Annotated in this window: 15 protein-coding genes; 7 read left to right on the plus strand and 8 right to left on the minus strand. The window is 32.5% G+C overall.

Annotated features, from left to right (window positions below; all coding sequences use genetic code 11):
• The first annotated feature begins 358 nt into the window (after positions 1-358).
• A complete protein-coding gene (locus GJV76_RS13120; RefSeq protein ID WP_155093067.1) occupies positions 359-1,204 on the plus strand; it encodes a methylated-DNA--[protein]-cysteine S-methyltransferase in 846 nt (281 codons plus the stop codon).
• Positions 1,205-1,248: 44 nt separating this feature from the next.
• Here the strand turns inward: GJV76_RS13120 and GJV76_RS13125 are convergent, their stop codons facing one another.
• Positions 1,249-1,923: a DJ-1/PfpI family protein gene (locus GJV76_RS13125; RefSeq protein WP_155093068.1), complete on the minus strand. Its 675-nt coding sequence runs from the start codon at positions 1,921-1,923 to the stop codon at positions 1,249-1,251.
• 207 nt (positions 1,924-2,130) lie between these two features.
• Between GJV76_RS13125 and GJV76_RS13130 the strand changes: the two genes are divergently transcribed.
• Positions 2,131-3,018, plus strand: coding sequence for a helix-turn-helix transcriptional regulator (locus GJV76_RS13130; protein WP_155093069.1), 888 nt, complete (start codon positions 2,131-2,133; stop codon positions 3,016-3,018).
• A 61-nt stretch (positions 3,019-3,079) separates the two neighbouring features.
• Here GJV76_RS13130 and GJV76_RS13135 read toward each other — a convergent pair whose 3' ends face one another.
• Positions 3,080-4,069 carry a helix-turn-helix transcriptional regulator gene (locus tag GJV76_RS13135; protein ID WP_155093070.1) on the minus strand — a complete coding sequence of 330 codons (990 nt, stop codon included), beginning with the start codon at positions 4,067-4,069 and terminating at the stop codon, positions 3,080-3,082.
• A 149-nt stretch (positions 4,070-4,218) separates the two neighbouring features.
• Between GJV76_RS13135 and GJV76_RS13140 the strand changes: the two genes are divergently transcribed.
• Positions 4,219-4,953: a DUF6796 family protein gene (locus GJV76_RS13140; RefSeq protein WP_155093071.1), complete on the plus strand. Its 735-nt coding sequence runs from the start codon at positions 4,219-4,221 to the stop codon at positions 4,951-4,953.
• A 193-nt stretch (positions 4,954-5,146) separates the two neighbouring features.
• Here the strand turns inward: GJV76_RS13140 and GJV76_RS13145 are convergent, their stop codons facing one another.
• Positions 5,147-5,980 carry a universal stress protein gene (locus GJV76_RS13145; protein WP_155093072.1) on the minus strand — a complete coding sequence of 278 codons (834 nt, stop codon included), beginning with the start codon at positions 5,978-5,980 and terminating at the stop codon, positions 5,147-5,149.
• 1,666 nt (positions 5,981-7,646) lie between these two features.
• Between GJV76_RS13145 and GJV76_RS13150 the strand changes: the two genes are divergently transcribed.
• On the plus strand, positions 7,647-7,910 hold the full coding sequence (locus tag GJV76_RS13150) for a hypothetical protein (RefSeq protein WP_155093073.1): 264 nt from the start codon (positions 7,647-7,649) through the stop codon (positions 7,908-7,910).
• A gap of 447 nt (positions 7,911-8,357) precedes the next feature.
• Positions 8,358-8,600, plus strand: a complete 243-nt coding sequence (locus GJV76_RS13155) for a hypothetical protein (RefSeq protein ID WP_155093074.1) — start codon at positions 8,358-8,360, stop codon at positions 8,598-8,600.
• A gap of 153 nt (positions 8,601-8,753) precedes the next feature.
• Here GJV76_RS13155 and GJV76_RS13160 read toward each other — a convergent pair whose 3' ends face one another.
• From GJV76_RS13160 to GJV76_RS13170, 3 genes are all read right to left on the minus strand, one after another.
• Positions 8,754-10,151 carry a UDP-glucose 6-dehydrogenase gene (locus GJV76_RS13160; RefSeq protein ID WP_155093075.1) on the minus strand — a complete coding sequence of 466 codons (1,398 nt, stop codon included), beginning with the start codon at positions 10,149-10,151 and terminating at the stop codon, positions 8,754-8,756.
• 133 nt (positions 10,152-10,284) lie between these two features.
• Positions 10,285-10,719, minus strand: coding sequence for an adenylyltransferase/cytidyltransferase family protein (locus tag GJV76_RS13165; RefSeq protein ID WP_155093076.1), 435 nt, complete (start codon positions 10,717-10,719; stop codon positions 10,285-10,287).
• A gap of 560 nt (positions 10,720-11,279) precedes the next feature.
• Positions 11,280-12,797, minus strand: a complete 1,518-nt coding sequence (locus GJV76_RS13170) for an NAD(P)H-hydrate dehydratase (RefSeq protein ID WP_155093077.1) — start codon at positions 12,795-12,797, stop codon at positions 11,280-11,282.
• A 193-nt stretch (positions 12,798-12,990) separates the two neighbouring features.
• Between GJV76_RS13170 and GJV76_RS13175 the strand changes: the two genes are divergently transcribed.
• Together GJV76_RS13175 and GJV76_RS13180 are read left to right on the plus strand one after the other, a co-directional pair.
• Positions 12,991-13,515, plus strand: coding sequence for an NADPH-dependent FMN reductase (locus GJV76_RS13175; protein ID WP_155093078.1), 525 nt, complete (start codon positions 12,991-12,993; stop codon positions 13,513-13,515).
• A gap of 376 nt (positions 13,516-13,891) precedes the next feature.
• Positions 13,892-15,019, plus strand: coding sequence for an FUSC family protein (locus GJV76_RS13180; protein ID WP_155093079.1), 1,128 nt, complete (start codon positions 13,892-13,894; stop codon positions 15,017-15,019).
• Between the two features lie 53 nt (positions 15,020-15,072).
• Here GJV76_RS13180 and GJV76_RS13185 read toward each other — a convergent pair whose 3' ends face one another.
• Together GJV76_RS13185 and GJV76_RS13190 are read right to left on the minus strand one after the other, a co-directional pair.
• Positions 15,073-16,626, minus strand: coding sequence for a RagB/SusD family nutrient uptake outer membrane protein (locus GJV76_RS13185; protein WP_155093080.1), 1,554 nt, complete (start codon positions 16,624-16,626; stop codon positions 15,073-15,075).
• A gap of 11 nt (positions 16,627-16,637) precedes the next feature.
• Entirely contained in the window at positions 16,638-19,859 is a 3,222-nt protein-coding gene (locus tag GJV76_RS13190; RefSeq protein ID WP_155093081.1) for a SusC/RagA family TonB-linked outer membrane protein, read from the minus strand.
• Positions 19,860-20,808 lie beyond the last annotated feature (949 nt).

Here is a 20,808-nt window from a genome sequence, read left to right on the forward strand (position 1 = left end):
AATACAAAAGAGGGTGACCTTTTGGGACACCCTCTTTTAGATTATTGTTGTAAACAAATCAAATAATAAGCACCTAATTCAATCAACTAACAAACAACCACAAATCAATATGTTAAAAATTAATTATATTTATATCAGAGTTTTTTTCATAGCTGATTTGACTTGTTTAACAACAGCAAATTATTTTTAAATTACAAGAAGTTACAACAACAAACAACATAATTTGAGACTTCGCCTTTATTAACACTAGAGAGATACACCAATTTTTGTATCTCTCTTTTTTTTAAACATTAGCAAGAATTGGATTTTTTATTTATAAAAACATTTTCACCTTTGTAATGACCTAATCTGAATAAAAATGCAGACCCAAGAGCATATAAACTACAAAAGGATAGAACAAGCAATTATTTACTTAAAGGACAATTTTGCCAAACAGCCATCTTTAGAGCAAGTAGCAAATCACGTGCACTTAAGTCCTTCCCATTTTCAGCGTATCTTTGATAATTGGGTTGGGATTAGCCCTAAAAAGTTTATCCAATACATCAGTTTAAACCACGCTAAAACACTACTATCAGAGCCAGAGGCTACACTATTTGATACCACCTATCAAACTGGTCTATCAAGTAGTAGTCGCCTACACGATATGTTTGTCAATATAGAAGGGATGACACCGGCAGAATACAAAAATGCTGGTAAAAACCTTCAAATCAGCTATGCTTTTTACAATAGTATTTTTGGGAGCATTATCATTGCTTCTACATCAAAAGGCATTTGTTATATAGCCTTTGAGGATGATCAATCACAGGCTATTGACAACCTTCAAATGCGCTTTGCCAATGCTCATTATACTCAACAAGAAACAGACTATCACAAACAAGTATTAGGGGTTTTTCAAAACGATTGGTCACAGGTAAACAAAATCAAACTTCACTTAAAAGGGACTGACTTTCAGCTCAAAGTATGGGAGGCGCTTTTACAAATACCCATGGGTAGATTATCTACTTATGGGCAAATAGCAAAAGAAATAGGTAATCCTTCTGCCTCAAGAGCTGTAGGTACAGCAATTGGCAGTAACCCTATCGCACTGCTTATCCCCTGCCACAGAGTTATACAAGCCTCTGGTATATTTGGCGGATATAGATGGGGACCAAGTAGAAAAACGGCTATTATCGGTTGGGAATCTGCAAAAACGGATCACCTATAAAACAAATAACTCTTTCATTGCAGAATCCTTGATAAGGATGAATTTTATATTTTTGGCCATTCTTGATTCACACTATACTGATACTGCATCATCTTTGCGATCTTCTCTTGTATGGGTTTTCCACTGTATTTTTCTACTAAATAAAGTGATAGATCAATGCCAGAGGTAATTCCCGATGCCGTAAGAACCTCTTGTGAATCCACCAAGCGCACATCTTTTACAAGTACTGCTTTTACAAACTGATCTTGCATATTGTTTGCCTGCATGAAATGTGTGGTAAACTTTCTGTTGTCTAAAAGACCAGCATAGCCTAATAAATAAGCACCAGTACAAACAGAAGCTAATTTTACGCCTTCTTGTTTTTTTTGAATCAAAAACTGCTTGATTTGAACTTGTTCTGACAATGCCTTTACTGCATCAGAGGGTGCCCCTGGCAGTAGAATTAAGTCAACTAAAGGCAAATTATCAAAACTATACGAAGGAGTGATACAGACAAGTCCTTGCTCAGTCTTTATTTGATTACCATCTTGGGAAAATAAATAAATCTGATATTGTTTATCTGTTAAACGGTTGGCTTTGATAAACACATCAGTTGGTCCTGCAAAATCTTGTAACTCCATCTCTGGATAAACAAATACACCTATTCTCACTTTAGTTTGTCCTGATACAATTATTGGAAAATAACACAATAAGAATGTGATTATAATATTTAATTTCATTTGACTTGATTTTAAAGCAAATTTACATTTACACTACCGCTAAAGTGTTTCATTTAAGATGCTTTTTAAATCAAAATTCAATACCATTAGTCATTGAATTATTTTAGTACTAAAAAACAAGTGCTCACAACTAACTTTTAACACTACGTTATTTAAAACCATTATAATTAAGTAACTTTACACCAGATTAAACAAATAAACTTGATTTTGAATACTACTAATATTACATTAACAAAACAGCAAATTAAAGCCCAAGGGATAAAGATGGATATCGCAAAGCTATGCAGTGATGATTTCTATATCAAATACGGAAAGTACTATGCTGAAAAACCATTCAAACATACAGTAGTATCAAACAAACAAAGTGTACTAACTTGCAATTGTCTAATAGGTAGTAGTACAACACTAAATCACTCAAATTTAGATATAGCCCAACGAAGTTCAGTATTATTTGTTGAACAAGCTACAGATTATCAGCATATAATGCACACCAATCAAAATAAAGAAGGAGTCTTTATAGAGACATCCGTATCTAAGGATTTCTTTTATGCTTTATTTGAAGGTGAAGATAACTATCTCGAGAGTCTTTTCAACCCTACTAATGCCCGCATCCACTTACCAATTGATTATAATTTAGTAAAAAGCCTAAACTCCCTAACCACTCACCCTTATCAAGGAAAATTGGCAGAACATTTCACAGAGGCTAAAATTATTGAGATACACTTACAACAATACAACAACTGGTTACTTTGGCAAAACAAATCAACACCCCATTTACTTGAAAAAGACAAACAAGCAATTCACTATGTCAGACAATACATAGAGCAATATTACGAACAAGATTTTACCATAAAACAATTAGCTTTAATGGTAGGAATTAATCAAACAAAGCTTAAAGCAGGATTTAAACTACTATTTGATACATCAATTTTTAAATACTTACACGATCTTCGAATGAATATAGCTGCTGAGTTAATAAAAGAAAATACCCTAAGTGTGTATCAAATCGCAGAAAAAGTTGGTTATAAACACAGTCATCACTTTAGTAATGCCTTTAAAAAACACTTTGGCATTTTGCCCTCACAATTTAAATAAACTGTAGTGATTAATTCTATTACTTTAGTAAATCAATGGATTTTTTTGTTGAAAATACAACTTATACTCTATTTTTAATTTGACTAGGTACAATACCGTATTTTCGCTTAAAAGCAGTTGAAAAATGTCTTGCATTACTATATCCTACCATGTGAGCTATCTCAGCTATCGAATAGTCACCTTGATTTAATAAACGATTAGCTTTCTGCATCTTTACATCGTTCCAATAGCCAAAAACAGTAGTTCCGAAAAGCTCTTTAAATCCTTTTTTAAGTAAAAAATCATTAGTTCCAACACGGTGAGCTAACTCAAGTAAAGTAGCTGATGAATCTAAATGTGAGGTGATATAATCTCTAACAGCGTGTAGTTTATCGATATCTGCTTTTCTAAGTGAATACCCCAACGATGGTGTATCTGTGGTAAACTGTTCAAGTTGAAGCAATAAAAGCTCAAGTACCTTTGATTCGATAAACATGCGTTTAAAGGTTCCCTTTCTTTGACAGTATTTTATCTGATGAATAATATCGTACATATCTGGGGTTATTATACGATGAGACTCGCTAAACAACCCAGATTGACCTTTGGATAATAAGTTTCTAAAATGATCAAAAACGCCATGAGTATCAGGTAAGAACTTCTCAAAAAAAACAGGAGCAATATTTATCTCACAAGTTTCAAAATACTCACTGCTCCAATCCATTTTGCCACTTATTCTATTTCCGTAAAGAATATTGTGCTGATTAGCTTTAAAAGCTATATCACTACTGATATTACTTGTTCTTGCAAGGTTAGATCCCTTTAAGGCAAAGTGCATTTCAATCGTTTCAAAATTACTTTCAAACTCAACAACAATTGGTTTCTTAAAAAAGGTATCTCCAAATGTAATATGGATACCCTCAAGAAAAATCTCCATAGTATCCCCTTTAGCCAAAGCAGAGTTCATAGTACTTTGCTTGACTTCGATACCGTCTTTAAAACTTGCAAACCAGTCAGGATAATGTTTCTCAAATAACATTAGTCCTTGACTGTTGTCATAAACTCTTAAATTCATTATTGTTTTTTAAAAATCCGTATGACGGACATTACACTCCGTATAACCAACATGCTTGGTTCAAGTAGTCTGTTATATTTGCACAAAGATATTTAATAATTAAGAATAGTTCTAAATAAAACAATTAATAAAAACTCAACAAATTAAGTATGACGTATTCAACAAAAGTAAAGTGGTCATTTATCTCAGCTATCCTGGCATCAATTTGCTGGATTATAGGAGATATGTTCGTGGCGGGATTTGATGTAAATCCAGAAGATTATCCCTTATTTGCACAAACTTATGCAGATCAAGTAGATGTAGGTTTTGCCACTCTAATGCTTGAGGGCTCAAGCTCTCGTCTGATGTTTGGTGCACTGATTGCCTCGATGACAGCCACTTTGTTTCTACCTGGTGTATGGTTAGCTTGCCAATATATTATTGATAAAAACAAATGGTACGTTTGGGCAACCTATTTTCTACTTATTATCAGTGTAGTTTTAATGCCTCTGGGGCATGGTGTTTTCTTCTACACTGGTGAGATATTCAAAGCTATTTATCACACCGATCCAATTGCCCATCCATATTTGTTAGAAATGGCCAATAATTTTATGACAGTTACATACATTACTTGGGCAACAGCAATTGTAATTCTGCTACTGGCATGGTTATGCTATTCTATCTTAGTTTTTACAGGAAAAACAAGACTTCCTAAATGGGCAGGGTTAATCTCACCTGTATTTATTGCCATTTATCAATTACCTATTAAGTTTATTCTTCCTCAATCTGAACTAAGAGGATGGTTAATGGCTGCAGCTTTCAATATTGCTTATCTAGTGTTTTTTGTTATTCTATTGTTTGTATTCAAAAACAGATTAAAGCACCCATCAGTTAACAACAATTAGATCTATAAATAATACACTTTTTATATATACAGGAAGTACTTCTCCCCTAAAGAGTGCTTTCTAAGTCAAAAAGCTAATAAAAACTTTAAAGTTCAAGAGTACTGCAAAGTAATTAGCTGACAATTCTATACAAGCAAAAAGAGCTATACTTTAAATAAGTATAGCTCTTTCACTATATAAATAATTCATGTACTTATTCTTCGTGGAATGCAAGAACAGGAACGTAATTGTGATAACTTAATTTCTTAGTCATACTACTTGTAAATAATTTCTCAAAGAAATTTCTACTACGAGTAATAGAAACTAATAAGTCAATGTTTTCCTCATCTAAGAAATCAAAAATTGCTTTCTCAATATCGTTAGACTCTACAACGAAAAACTTAACTGGTTCACCTTTGTAGTTTTCTTCCCAACTTTTGACAACTGCAGGATCTATTTTGTTCTTAGTAGTAGAAACGTGAACGCATTTAACTGTAGCTCCAAATCCCTTAGCAATTGGAATTAACTTATCTAAAATAGCTTTATCTTGTGTCTTAAAAAGTGTAGAGAAAGCAATAGAATCAACTCCATCAAAAATAGCGTCATGTGGGATACTCAAAACTGGAATATCTAAAGAGCTAATTGCATTAGCTGTATTTGAACCAAGCAATTTCTTGTCTAATCCAGAGTTACCATTAGTACCCATAACTACTAAATCAATCTTCTCTTCTTTTACGCGTTTTTTCAAAATCGTGTTCAAGAAACCTTCTTCTAAGATAAAGTGCATAGGAACATGATCTAAATTGTGCTTCTTAGCAATATCTCTGATTTGTGGTACTTGATCTTTAAAGTTTTCAAAGTTGCTTAACTCAATTGTTTTATAAACGTCCTGAACCATAACTGGATTAGCAGTAGCTGAAATCACAGGCATTTCATAAGCATGTAGAACAAATAGAGTAGCATTCTGATTTTCTGCCATTCTCAAAGCGTAAACTAACGCGTTATTAGCTGTATCAGAAAAATCTGTTGGGAATAATATTTTTTTCATAGTATGCGATTGTAATGTTTGTATAAAGATAAGAATAAACTTTATTTTTTTATAGTAAACTAAACAGGAAAAGTTGTAAAATAAGATAATTCACTAACAAGACTACTTAAAAAATACAAAAAATGCTTTACTTATTCTATAAATATATAAGACTGAACTACCAAAACACTTAGTCAAAATTTGGATAATTTATAAAGCGATTATATTATCAAAACAAGTATGGATTCTCAAATAAAATTCACATAATAGGAATAATGATTTTTATGAATAAATAAACAGTTTTAAGCTCCAACATAAACCTTAAAAGAATAACATATTTACAAATTATAACCTAAACTTCTAAAACATGCATAAACATTACAATTTTTATTTTATAAAAATTAACTAAATACATTTATAACATAAAAATAAACTAACAAAAAAAATAATACTCAACAAATACATCAATACATAAACATCAAATCAAAAATTAATATAAAAATATACACATAACACAATAAATACCCTATAATAACTATATTTGTCACAACATCTTAGTAAAACATTTTATTATGCAAATTGTATCCGTTAGAAAACCAGTTGATTATTTCGGCATGCAACAAGAACTTACCGAAATACAATATTTAATTGAAAAAGCAAAGTGCAATGGCCAACAGACAGTCTATGTAAGAAGTCTGTGTTATCACAATCACTTGTATTTAATAAAACAACGTTATGCAATTAGAAAATTCATAAAAAAAGCATCTATATTTTCCTTCATAAGAAAACCAATAAAGTATTATGTTATCAGTTTTCCAAGTGATACAAATAATAGATTTAAACAACTATAAACAATCATATATTCATTTTTAAATTTTGCTTTACAACATAGATACTTAATTATTTTGTGTTTATAGTATCTCTTTCTATTAAAAGGTCCAACCTAATGCAACAAGATGGAGATTTCAAGAATTATAAAACCAGTTATTAAAATCAATAACTGGTTTTTTTTTACCCAATATCGTATTTTTAAAAATATAGTTTTAAATAAATAGTATCAACTCTTCACTACTATAAACTAATTAACACAAGTCTTAGCTTGAGCCAACTCGCCATTAAAATTAAGAAGGTTCAAATATTCACTTGCTTTTAAACCTGTAAAGCAACAACTAATTATTCCAAACATATCAAAGTAAAACTTCAAAAAAAGCTACAAATAGGATAAACTCAAATTAATCTAAGAATTATACAAAATGATAGTTTACCCCAAACCTTTCAAAAGAAAACACACTGAAAACCTGCTACCATTACTATCTTATTAATCAAGCACTAACGTTAACCAAACATATATATAAAAAGGGAATAGGATCAACATCTATACATCATTTTGCGAATTATATATTAAGCCAGTATTAATACCGAATATCTTTCAGAATTTAACCAATATATCTTATTAAACAATCAATAAAATAAAGATAAAAATAGAAAATTTAAAATTAAATATATAAAAAAACAAAAAACATATGTCTATTTAACAAAAAACAGTTCTTAATGTTTTGTTAAATAGTCAAAAAACTGCAAAACAAATAATAATTCAAACTTAACACAAATACAATGATTAATATTCACTAACTGATACTATTTATTATACATTTGTAAAAACACCTTATTAACAAATAAATATAATATGCAAATTGTTTCAGTCAAAACCCCTATTGATGATTTCAGTATGCTAAAAGAGCTTACTGAAATTGAGCAATTAATAGAGAAAGCAAAGAAAAAAGGAGAACAAGTGATCTATTTAGACACTCTTTCTTACCAGAATCACATGTATCTAATTAAACAAAACTATGTGATTAAGAAGTTTATTAAAAAAACTACTTTATTTTCTTTCCTCAGGAGACCTAAAAAGTACTACGCTATTCGTTTTCCTATGGAACATGTATCTTAGAATAGTATCGATCTTTTTATAAACACTATAACATCATCTTAATTTCGCTTTACACCTTATTATTTGAATTAAATACGTTTATAAAAGCTATTCTATAAAAGCCCCCTAATTCTATCCTATCTAATAGAGATAGAGTAAATTACAAAATGATAGCTACCAGAATTGGTAGCTATTTTTTTTTGCACAACAGCTTTAAAAATTTACTAGTCAATTGCGAATACCTATAAATTTTAACATTCATAAGAACTATTAAGATAAATAAAAAAATACAATAATTATTTATCTAATTTCATACAAAATAACACATATAAATCTCATTTTGTGATTAAAAATAACAATTATGATATTATTGTTAAAAATGGTGAACGCACAATTTCTTGAGTGAACAAGGTCTTTTTCAATTTACCTTTGGCTATATTTGAGATAACAACAAACACCTATTTAACGATGAAAATTGTATCTGTAAAGAATGCAATTGAGTTCAACATACACTCTGAGTATGAAAGATTGCAAGACCAAATTGATCAAGCTAAATTAAAAGGCCAACGTTCTCTTTATTTGGAAGAATTACATTCTGAACTACATCTGAAACTAATCATGGACAACTTCCAAATTAAAAAGATTATTAAGAATATGTCCCCTATTCCATTTATAAAGAGAAATAAAAAGTATTATGTAATTAATCTTTAATCTTTTAATTAGAAAACTGAGATAATCAGAGATATCTCTCTTCTTAAAATGTTTTGTAAGTATAAACTAACCTAACATTTTAATTCCTTACTAACTTTACACAAAAAGGCACCACTTTACAATGGTGCCTTTTTACTTATAACTATCGCAAGTTTAACCAATACCAATGGTATAAACTTCAAAACCAATATTTTCTAATTCTTTTTGATCTAATATACCTCGACCATCAAAGACAAAAGCAGGCTTTTGCATCTGCTGATAAATCCTTTTCCAATCCAAACAAACAAACTCATCCCACTCGGTTAAAACTGCAATCGCATGCGCTCCTTCAATTGCACTATAAGCCTCTTGATGGGCTATTAACCGCTCGGAATTTATATCACATGAGCGCACATTAAGATAGTCCAAATCAGCCAACATTTGCATCTGTGTCACCTTTGGATCGTACACGTGTACACTTGCTTGTTCCTCTATTAACTCGTTAGCTATATAAATAGCGGCAGATTCCCTGGTATCATTAGTATCTTTCTTAAATGCCCATCCCAAAAAAGCAATCTTCTTGTCACTAACTGTATTAAATAAAGTCGTGACAATTTTTTCAGAAAATCTCTTTTTTTGATGATCATTCATTATAATGACTTGCTCCCAATACTGGGCAACTTCATCCAAACCATAAGATTGAGCGATATAGACTAAATTTAAAATATCCTTCTGAAAGCACGAACCTCCAAATCCAACAGAAGCTTTTAAAAATCTATTGCCAATTCGAGTGTCAGTACCGATAGCTCTAGCGACCTCATTTACATTAGCTCCAGATACCTCACACAATTCAGAAATAGCATTGATGGAAGAAACTCTTTGTGCTAAAAAAGCGTTTGCTGTTAACTTCGACAATTCTGATGACCACACATTCGTTGCTAAAATCCTATCACTTGGTACCCAAGCTCTATAAAGCGAAGCAAGTGCTTCTATAGCCTCATTACCTCTTTCTGTTTCAGCTCCACCTATAAGCACGCGATCAGGCTCTAAAAGGTCTTTAATAGCTGTTCCTTCTGCTAAAAACTCAGGGTTAGACAATATCTGAAACTCTACACCATTTCCGGTTTGATCTAAGATGCGCTTGATGGCTTGAGCCGTGCGAACAGGTAATGTGGATTTTTCAACAACAATTTTACTTGATTTAGAAACACGTGCTATTTGTCTTGCACATAATTCAATATATTTAAGGTCTGCAGCCATCCCCTTACCTTTTCCATAAGTTTTAGTCGGGGTATTAACAGAAATAAAAATCATATCTGCCTCTTCTATAGCTCGATCAACATCTGTATCAAAAAAAAGATTACGACCTCTAACTTGTGAAACTATTTCTCCAAGTCCTGGCTCGTAAATTGGAAGTTCATCCATATTTTGACTATTCCACGCATTTATTCTTTGCTGATTAACATCAACCACAGTAACTTGAATATGGGGATTCTTTTGCGCAATAACAGACATAGTTGGTCCACCAACATAGCCTGCACCTATGCAACATATCTTTTGAATCTTATACATCTACAAACCATTTTAGATTTAAACCTGCAAGTTAATCTTTTTAACCTTTAGCTAAAAAGTTTAAAGAAAAGTTCTATTAATAAAAAAAGCACAACAATCTCTTGTTGTGCTTTGTATATCTTATCAAGGGCTATTAACCTAATTTAACCACTTTACTATTCTCTTTTTCAGCTACTTCACGGCGCAATGAACTACTTGAAAAACGGTGATCTCTACAATTGTAATAAAGCTCTATCCCTTTTTCTTCACAGTAAACTCTACCTGTAAAGTTCTTATCTTTATACTCATCTCCTAAGATTCTAACATCAATCTTAAAAGAACGCAATATATCTTCTAAGTCTTGTTCTGTTGCATAAGGAACAATCTCATCTACAAACTTACAACCTTTTAACTGAATGTATCTTTCAACAACAGTTTGTGTAGGTTTGTTTTTCTCTGGACGATCAAGTGTTGGATCTGTTTGCAAACCAACGATCAAGTAATCACATTGACGTTTAGCATCTTCTAACATCTTTACATGACCTGCGTGCAATAAATCAAATGCACTAAAAGTGATTCCTATTTTCATAATAATTTCTTCTTAGTTTATTTTCGTTTCTAACTAAATGGACAATAATAAACCATACTTTTTCCTTAATAACCTTTCCTTTTCTAACCAATTTTTTTACTACAAAACACTTCTAATTCGCAGTTCCTCATCAAGGGAATCAATGTATTAACTCAAAGTATTCTAATCCTACTGTTTAAAATTTCAAACAAATAATGAAGGATTATAAAAAAATTATACTTCGCAAAAGTAATACTATTTTTACTCTTAATAAAATTAAATTTTAACATTTAAGAAAAGATAAGATTACCTTCAATACTCTTTTTATCAAAATACAACCCTACAACCAATCCATCTTGTGACAAAAAAAGGCATATAACCGAAATTATATGCCTTATATTAACTTGTACAAATAGATTAACTCAAGATATAATATCGTGAATCACACAAGCTATTTTTGCTATTGAGAAGCAATAAAGTCCCCACTACTATTGTTCTCTGTTGACAAAAATAAAAATCTTTCTTAAACAAAAAAGTTAATAACGCGATTTTAACGTTAGATTTATTTCTTAATATGTGATTTATTCTAAATTTAGAATCTCTTTATACGCAGAACTAAGTTTATTGATAATATCAGAGGCTAATATACAATGAGGGTGTTTATCTTCAAGAACAAAATCTCCAGCCAGACCATGCAAATAAACTCCAATAAGTGCCGTATGTTCACTATTGTACCCCTGTGCTAAAAGCCCTGTTAAGATACCTGTCAATACATCACCTGTTCCTGCAGTAGCCATTCCCCAATTACCCGTAGAATTAAAGTAAATATCACCAGATGGCAAAACTATTTCACTATGCGCTCCTTTAACAACTACAACTACGTTATGCTTAGCTGTAAAACCTTTAACTAACTCCATTTTTTCAAAATCTGATGTCCAACCACCAAGTAACCTTTCTAATTCTTTTGGATGAGGAGTTAAGATACTTCCAGGAGCTAAAAACTTAAGTAAACTATTATCTGATGCCAAAATGTTTATAGCATCAGCATCAAACACCATTGCCTTATTTGTGTTATCCTTCAAAAATGCAGCAAATCCTTTTACAGTGTCTGCGTTTTGCCCCAAACCTACACCTATACCTATAGCTTGATAAGAATCAGTTTCTGGAAATAAACGAATATAATCAGCTTCATTATCAGTTAAACACATCACTTCACTGATTGTTGACTGTAAAATTGAATATCCACATTTTGGCAAATAAGCAGTTACTAACCCTGAACCAATACTAAGAGCTGCTTTACTCGCTAATGCTACTGCTCCAATTTTACCATAACTTCCCCCAATGATTAAGCTATGACCAAATATACCCTTATGAGCAAACTTAGTAGGAGTGTGTAATAATTCTTTAACTATTGCTTTATCTAAATAATAATTTTTCGTTTCGAACGAACTAAGCGTTTGTTCATCTAAATTGATATCCACTACTGTAAAGTCTTTAGCCCACTGTGCAGATTCTGGCAAAAGCAAAGCTAATTTAGGCGAACCAAAAGTATAAACCATATCCGCTTTAAAAACAATAGAGTCATTAGCAGTCGCAATATCAGCAAACATACCTGATGGCATATCTATGGATATTCGGTCTTGACACACGGCAGTATTTAGCAAATCAAACACTTGTTTCCACTCTGAATCAATTGCTTCTGTTAAGCCCATTCCAAAAAGAGCATCAATGATAATATCGTCTTTTTTAATAACAATATTGTGCTTGCTTGGCAAGAACTTCTCTATTTTAATTCCTCTATCATCAAGCATTTCTTGGTTCTGACTATTATCTGGAGTATACTTCTTGTTTTGATGTAAATACACCTTTACAAATGCTCCTGCCTCTTTTAATAATCTTGCAATAGCTAAACCATCGCCCCCGTTATTGCCTTTTCCACAAATAATCACAAAGCTATTGTGATACAACTTATGTCTATCCTTCAGTATTTCTACAACTTTACTTGCTGCTCTTTCCATCAATTTGAAAGAAGAGATATATTGATTGTCAATTGTTTGTTTATCTAACAACTGCACTTGATCGGTCTTTAGTATTTTCATGACTGTGTTTTTTTCAAATGTTTAAGGGGTTAAACCAATGTAATAATAAGCATAAAATGCACCATATTGTACAACAGACTAAATGTATACCTTATTTACACATAAAGCAAAGGTATTTCTTGTTGTAGATTAAGTATCCAAGCTCTTGTCCTATCCTATCTTTGCCTTAACAAAAACAAACAAAACAATCGAAATGAAAATAACCGCATTTGCAGCAAGTAACAGCTCAAGATCAATAAACTTAGAATTAGTAAAAAACGTAGCAAGTCAATTCAACAAAGACCAAATCAACCTATTGGATCTAAACGACTTTGAAATGCCAATATATTCACAAGATAGAAATGATAAAGGAATCCCAGAAAAGGCTACCAAATTTAATGAGATAATGCAACAAAGCGATGTAATCATAATCAGTCTTGCTGAGCACAATGGAACCTTTAGTACTGCCTTTAAAAATATCTTTGATTGGGCTTCAAGAGCTGATATGCAAGTATTTAAAAATAAACCAATGTTATTGCTTTCAACCTCTCCTGGTGCAAGAGCAGGTATGGGAGTTATGCAAGCTGCTCAAAGTATCTTTCCTTACTTTGGGGGCAATATCAAAGCTAATTTCTCTTTACCAAGTTTCCACGACAACTTTAAAGATGGACAAATTGTAAATGAGCAATTAAAGCAACAATTGGAATCAACTTTAGAAAGCTTTAAACAAGCTTTGTAATTTTTTTCATACACTAACTTTTTATAATTGTGTTATTTCCCTATAATCGATGCCCAAGGTTATAGGGATTTTTTATTGGCATAAATTAAGTGATAAATTCCTGATAACACCAATACACTAATGAGCTTTAAAGTAAACTCTCACTTTAAGTACTAACTTAATTAAACATTATAAAAAAACGAAAAAATTATTCACTGGGTAAAGGTTTTCTTATTCTTTGCGCATTTCGTACTTTTGTAAAACCTTACACAAAGTGCTTGTTTTGTTTCAGAAAAACGACATCCTTGTACTTATCTACTTTTATGTAATAACCATTAAGCTAACAAAGCAACTTACTAGCCCTATTATTACATATAATAAAAAAACTTAAAAGACTATGAAAGATAATTTTTTTGTCACTTTAGTAAGACAAGAAAGTAAAACGCTATTTAAACTCAAACACAGTGAACGTTTATGGCATATTCCATTAATGGCTATGCTAGCAACGGGAATCCCACTATTAACCGGATGGTACTTTGACAACTTACAAGCTGGACTATTAGCATGTTTGGCAGGGCTTGTTATTCTATACCTTCCCTCTAATATTCCAACACCTCAACGCATGGTAACCATGCTTGTTTGTTCCTTTGGATTCATGCTTTCCTTTGCCGTCGGAATTACCTTTAGTTTTAACCTATACCTATCGGCTGTTGCCTTTGGTATATTCACAACAGCAGTTCATTGGTTAACCCTGTATTTTAACACAAGACCACCTGGTAGTTTCTTCTTTATCATGGTAGCTTCGATGTCCAGTAATATGCCTTTTGAATTAGCCACCATACCCACAAGACTTGGATATGTGGTTATGGGAACCATGTTTGCTTGCACCCTTGCCCTTATTTACAGCATTATTGTAGGCAAAAAATACAACAGTACAAAAAGAATACAACTCATAAAACCAGTGCCAATAAAAGAGCAATTAGACTATCTAATTCGCGCTGTAATTGTCGGTAGTTTCATGTTTATAGCTTTAATGGTCGGAAACCTTTTGAAATTCGATAATCCTTATTGGATTCCGATCTCATGTGCAGCCATTATGCAAGGAATCTCTCTGTATCACGTTTGGCAAAGAGCACTTCAACGCATTACAGGTACTTTTATTGGTTTAGCGCTGTGTTGGATATTAATTTCCATATCCGACTCCCCTTTATACTTTTGTATTTGTATAATGTTCTTACAGTTTGTTATCGAAATGTTTATCTCGCGAAACTACGCTGTTGCAGTGATTTTTATAACAGCTCTAACGGTACTACTTGCCGAGGCTGCTAACCCCATTATCACCACACCAAACATCTTAATTAAAACGCGTTTTATAGATATTGTCATCGGTAGTTTAATTGGAGGTGTAGGCGGTTGGTTTTTACATCACGAATACCTTCGAAACCAAACAAGAGATCGTTTACGTACAACGCGATTACAGCTGTTAAAACAAAGTAGAAAAAAACGAATCAAACAAACTAAATAAAAAAGGACTGCCAAAGAGCAGTCCTTTTTAGATTGAATGAATACCAATCTGTTTTATTTATTTCCGTGATTATAATCATTCTCTTTGTTAGGCGTTTTATACGTCCATTTATTTCCGTAGTCTGGCGCCATCTCACCTGCTAATGAAGTTGAGAAGTTACCACCTTCGGCAGCTGACAAACGAACAATTGTCTTATTCCAACGCTTGTAATCAAACCAATCAAATCCCTCACCCCATAATTCAAGACCTCTGTATTTTACAATCTCTTGGAATAATTCATTCCCATTTTTGTTAACAGTGTAATCTGGATCGCGGTTAGTCTTAGTATTAAGCTCAACTAATAATTCGTTAGCCCCTGCTTCGTCTCCTAAGTAGTATTTTGATTCGGCTTGAATTAACAACATTTCTGAAGCTCTAAAGTGATTCAAATGACCTACTCCTGGCAATTCGTTAGCCTTAAACTTAAATTGCATATAAGCAGCAACTTTTGCAGCACCATCAAGATCAGGATACTTCTCACGAGCATCTACATTCATTTGGGCCTTAGCACTTTTAACAATTCCATCATCGTGGTTATATGAGTCTGAAGGATAAGGTCTTGGATCAAGAAACAATCCTTTTCTAATATCTGTATCTGGCAAAACATCATACAATTCTTTAGCTATGCGCTTAGGGTAAGATTTTACTTGAGTTGTATTAGCATTATACCCCACATAAGCAAAGTAAGAATAGTAGTGTAACTGCTCTGTACTAGCTCCGTAACTACTCCAAATCCATTCAGAGTTTGGCGTTGCAAAACCGTTTTGATACTCCTCGGTTGTCATTAAAGGATACTTCTCACGAGCTAAACCAGCCTCTTGTGCAGCTGTAGCATAATCTTGTCTATTTAGAGCTGCTCTTGCATGAATAGCGTGAATCACGTCTTTATTAATAACAAAGTTCTCAGTCTTACGATCAAAATTCGTACTACTAAAAAATGCTTTAGCATTATTTAAATCCTCATATATCTGAGCATAAACATCTGCCATAGTAGCAAACTCTAAATCTTTAGGCTCTTTATTTGTCAAACGAAGTGGCAAAGCTTGGAACTTACCATCGTTACTATCAACCCAACGCTGTCCATAAATTTGCAACAACATAGTATAGGCATATGCTCTATAACCTAATGCCTGCGCTTTTAGGTCTTTTTTATCGCTTTCTGGTCCTGTTGCCGAATCAACATTTTCAATTACGTCATTTGCATTACCAATCAACATATAATAATAATGCCAAGGAAAGTAATTGTAACTACTATCTAAAGTTAAAAAGTGTTTACCCATTACTTGATCTCCAGCCGCACCTTTCAAGTTTGCTCTGAAATTCTGACCTGGGTATTCTCCATAGTATAACTTTATAGTCCCCTCTCCATTGAACCCTTGAGAACCAATATGTTGAGCAGTCATAATCTTTGCCAGACCATTAACTAACATCTTTACATTCTCAGTGGTCTGAAATACTACATCTGGTGAAGTCTTATTTGTTGGGTCTGTATCTAAATAATCATTACTACAAGATCCAAGCGACATAACTGCTGCCAAGGCAGCATATTTTAAATAACTAATTTTCATAAATATATTTTTTAGAAACCAACATTAATTCCAAAAATCACTGTACGAGGCACTACATATCCATTGTAATGTATTCCGTTCCATGCTTGTTGCGGGTTCATACCTTTTAATTTAGTAAAAGTATAAAGGTTCTCAACACTTAAATTCATACTTAACGATCTCAATTTTAATGATTTCAATAAGTCTTTGTCAAAATCGTAGTTTAATGTCAAAGATTTAATTGCTAAATAAGATGCATCTTGTAAGAAACGGTCTGAAGTCGCGTTAGCCTCTGTTGAAGTTCCAAAATCTACTCTTGGCGTTCCATTTGAATCTAGTCGATTAGCAGATGATTCAGTCATACCCTCAGGCGCTCCATTCCAAGAATTAAGAATATCCTTGTGAAGAGCCCCTGGCGAACTCGATGCAGTCATTAAACTCTTATATGAATAATCTAATATCTTCCCTCCTATTCCATAAGTTAACAAAGCTGAGAAAGTAAAACCTTGGTGTTTTAAAGATGTAAAAACACTTCCATCCATTTTCGGTAGTGCATTTCCTGACCATCCTTTCTTAGCATAGCTTGTTAAATTAGTATATGAATTACCATTGATCTCAATAATATTCTCTGCAGGAATCTCAGCAATATCATTGTTCTCAGTATCTAAATAATATAAAGCATCTCCTGTCATTTGATCTACACCTGCATATTTATACAACCAAAAATCGTAAATACTTCTTCCTTCAACACGTTTAAATGAACCAGAAACAATTCCATTTTCTCTGTTCTCCTCCGGTAAAGTAAGGATTTTGTTTTTTAACCATGTTGCGTTTGCTCCTACATTCCACTTCCAGTTTTTATTGCTGATAATATCAACGTCAAAAGAAACCTCAATACCTCTGTTGGAAATACTTCCCACATTACTTGTAATATATGTGTTAGCACTTGTCGGAGATAAAGATCCCATTGATAAAGGCAATTGTAAATCCATTAAAAGATTTTGAGATTGTTTGTCAAAATACTCAACAGTTAGATTCATTCTCTTAAACAATCTTGCGTCAACTCCAAAGTTTGTAGAAGAAGAAGTCTCCCATTTCAAATCTTTATTTTCAACTTGATTCTTATACAATGCAGGTCTTCCACCATTTAATGTTATACTATACAATGGTTTAGCTGCATAATCGTCAACCGATCTATCGTTACCCACTTCACCATAAGAAGCTCTAACTTTTAAATAATCAATGAACTTAACATTAAAGAAATTCTCATTGCTAATTACATAACTACCACCAACTGACCAGAAGTTACCCCATCTGTTATCTGGGTGAAACTTAGATGAACCATCTCTTCTGAATGATCCCTCAACAAAGTACTTATTAGCATAGTTATACTTACCTCTTGTAAAGTAACCTTCTGTTCTATAAGTATCATCATAATCACTTAAAGCACTCATTTCAGAGAAATTAGCCCATTGAATCATACCCGGGAATGTCTCATTAGTCTTTCTACCTGATAAATACGATCTTTCTTGACTGTAATTCTCATGTCCAGCCAATACTTCCATATGGTGCTCCCCAAATGACTTCTCATAATTAAGGATTTGTTGGCCAGTATAGGTTTTAAATCTGTAGATTTCTCTTCTTGAACGACCTATATTTCCTTTTCCATCACCAATTACAGCGTTGTCATACTTTCTCTCTTCAGAGTTACGCACGTTTAAATCTCCTAACACCTTAAATGTCAATCCTTCGTATAACTTAAATTCTCCAAAGAATTGTCCACTTAAATTATTGCGTACTGTATATTGTTGATTCAATTCATTCTCTTGAATTACGTGGCGTCCTACGTATTGCTTACGAGTATCACCTCCCTCATCATAAACCTTATTACCCATAAGATCATAAACATAGTCACCTGTTAACTTGTCGTGTAAATGCACCGGGTAAATAGGAGCAATATTTCTACCATACATAAATGGATTTCCATAAGAACCATTGTTATCAACCGGATCGGCACTAATACCATTTTTCTCAGAGTGAGCTCCTGAGATATTAGCACCAACTTTCAACCAATCATTTACTTGATAATCAGCATTCACTCGACCTGTAAAACGCTTGTAATCAGAAGAATTAAAATAACTTTCGTTATTTAAGAAACTACCTGAGAAATAAGCCCCTCCTTTATCGTTGGCTACTCGTCCGTTCATATTTAAATCTTGATATAATCCTGTACGTTCAATTGGCTTATACCAATCAAGGTCATTTTTATATCCTGCCAATATTGAAGCCTCAGGAACTAAGTTTCCATTTGCATCAAATAAGGCAGTATCTGGAACATTATAGATATTAAGTCCTAAGATATCAGAAATTAATTTCTCACTTGCTAAAGCAGAAGCTTGTTCACGAGAAACTCCTTTCTTAGGGTCAATCAAACTATTTCTATATCCCGTCCACATTGTTTCCATAAATTCATCTGGTCCAAGACGATCATATTCCTCCATTCCACGAGTATAAACTCCTTGTTTCATGTTGAAATTAAAACTCCCTGTCCCTTTAGATGCTTTTTTAGTAGTAACAAGTACAACTCCATTAGATGCTCTATTACCATATAAAGTAGAAGATGAAGCATCTTTTAATACCGACATACTATCAATATCATTAGGATTGATATCTGAAAGATTTCCTGAGAATGGAACTCCATCCACTACTATCAATGGAGAATTACTTCCACTTTTAGTTGAAAACGATGAAAAACCTCTAATGCGAATCTCTGGTTCAGCTCCTGGTTGTCCAGATGTATTATTTACACGAACCCCTGATGCAGCTCCCTCTAAAGCTCCTAAAGCATTGGTTGCTGAACGCTTTGCAATTTCTTCCGAACCTACCATTGCTACCGCTCCAGTTACTGCTTCTTTAGAAGTAGTTCCGTAAGCAATTACAACAACATCATCCAAGACTTGATCATCACTCTCTAAGACAATCTTATATGAATTTTGCTTTCCAATCTTCACATGTTTTGTTTTGTAAAACACATAAGAAACCTCTAAAACCTGTCCTTCAGATACACTTAATGAAAACGCTCCGTTCTCATCAGCTCCTGCTCCTTGGTCTGTTCCTTGTATTAAAATGGATGCTCCAATAAGCGGCAACCCATCAGCGTCTAATACAACACCTGAAACTGCCTTCTTATTTTGCGCCCAAGCCATGTTTGTTAAAACAAACAACAAAATAATTAAGTAATTTTTTAATTTCATAAAGTTAGTTTTAAGATTTTCTTCACATCGGCGAATATATCACAAATCAAACAAAAAAAAACTTAAAGCAAAATTTTAAAACATTTTTTATACAAATAATTTAATATAAAAAGGAAACTACAATAAATATTATATAATAATATTTCGAAACATTAAAAAAATATACATTTTATTAACACAAAATCATCCTGAAAAATCAGTAATAAAGTCAATTAAAGTTAAATAAAACAAAAATACATTAACACTCACTTAACAGACAGTATTTGTCAAAAAATAAGCCCTAAACCAACAGATACATAGGCTTTATCAATGTTAAAATAGAAATCAAAAACACCCCTTACTACGTGTTAATCAATACCTTAAACAAAATTAATGGTGTTTTTTATCTTTTAAAAAAAGACATTCTTCTTCACAAATAATTTTATCTGATTGATTTACAAGGCAAAACACTACACCAACCAATTCAAGGGGCTGTACTTTTTGTCGTAAATCCCGAAAAGGCAGTAGAAATTATTCAAAGCAGAACTGCTTTTAAGTATCAATTTAATTGATTAGTAAACACGCGCAAATTAAAACTGCTTTCTGTGCAGTTTCTCTAGGTGTTGCTTAGGGTTTTCTTTTAATAAAACGTTTTGTCAGCAAAACCACATTCAATAAATATCCCTAGTAAGTGCAAACTTAATTGCACTAATTCAAAAATTAAAATACCTAATACATGCCATCATTACACCTAAAAAAAATACTTTGATTAGATCACAATAGGTTACAACTAATGAAAAGCCGTCTAGAAAAGACAAGAAGTATGTAGTTGGTTACACGTTGCAATTGCTAAAAAATGAGGTATTATCCTACATTTTTAAAAGGCCATATGGATAATTTGAAAATAGAGTTTCTATGAAAAAACTTGAACGAAATAAACCACTATGGACTGAAAGTCCATAGTTTGTTA

It is taken from the genome of Myroides albus, from assembly GCF_009711045.1.
In the GTDB taxonomy this organism is placed as follows: domain Bacteria; phylum Bacteroidota; class Bacteroidia; order Flavobacteriales; family Flavobacteriaceae; genus Flavobacterium; species Flavobacterium album_A.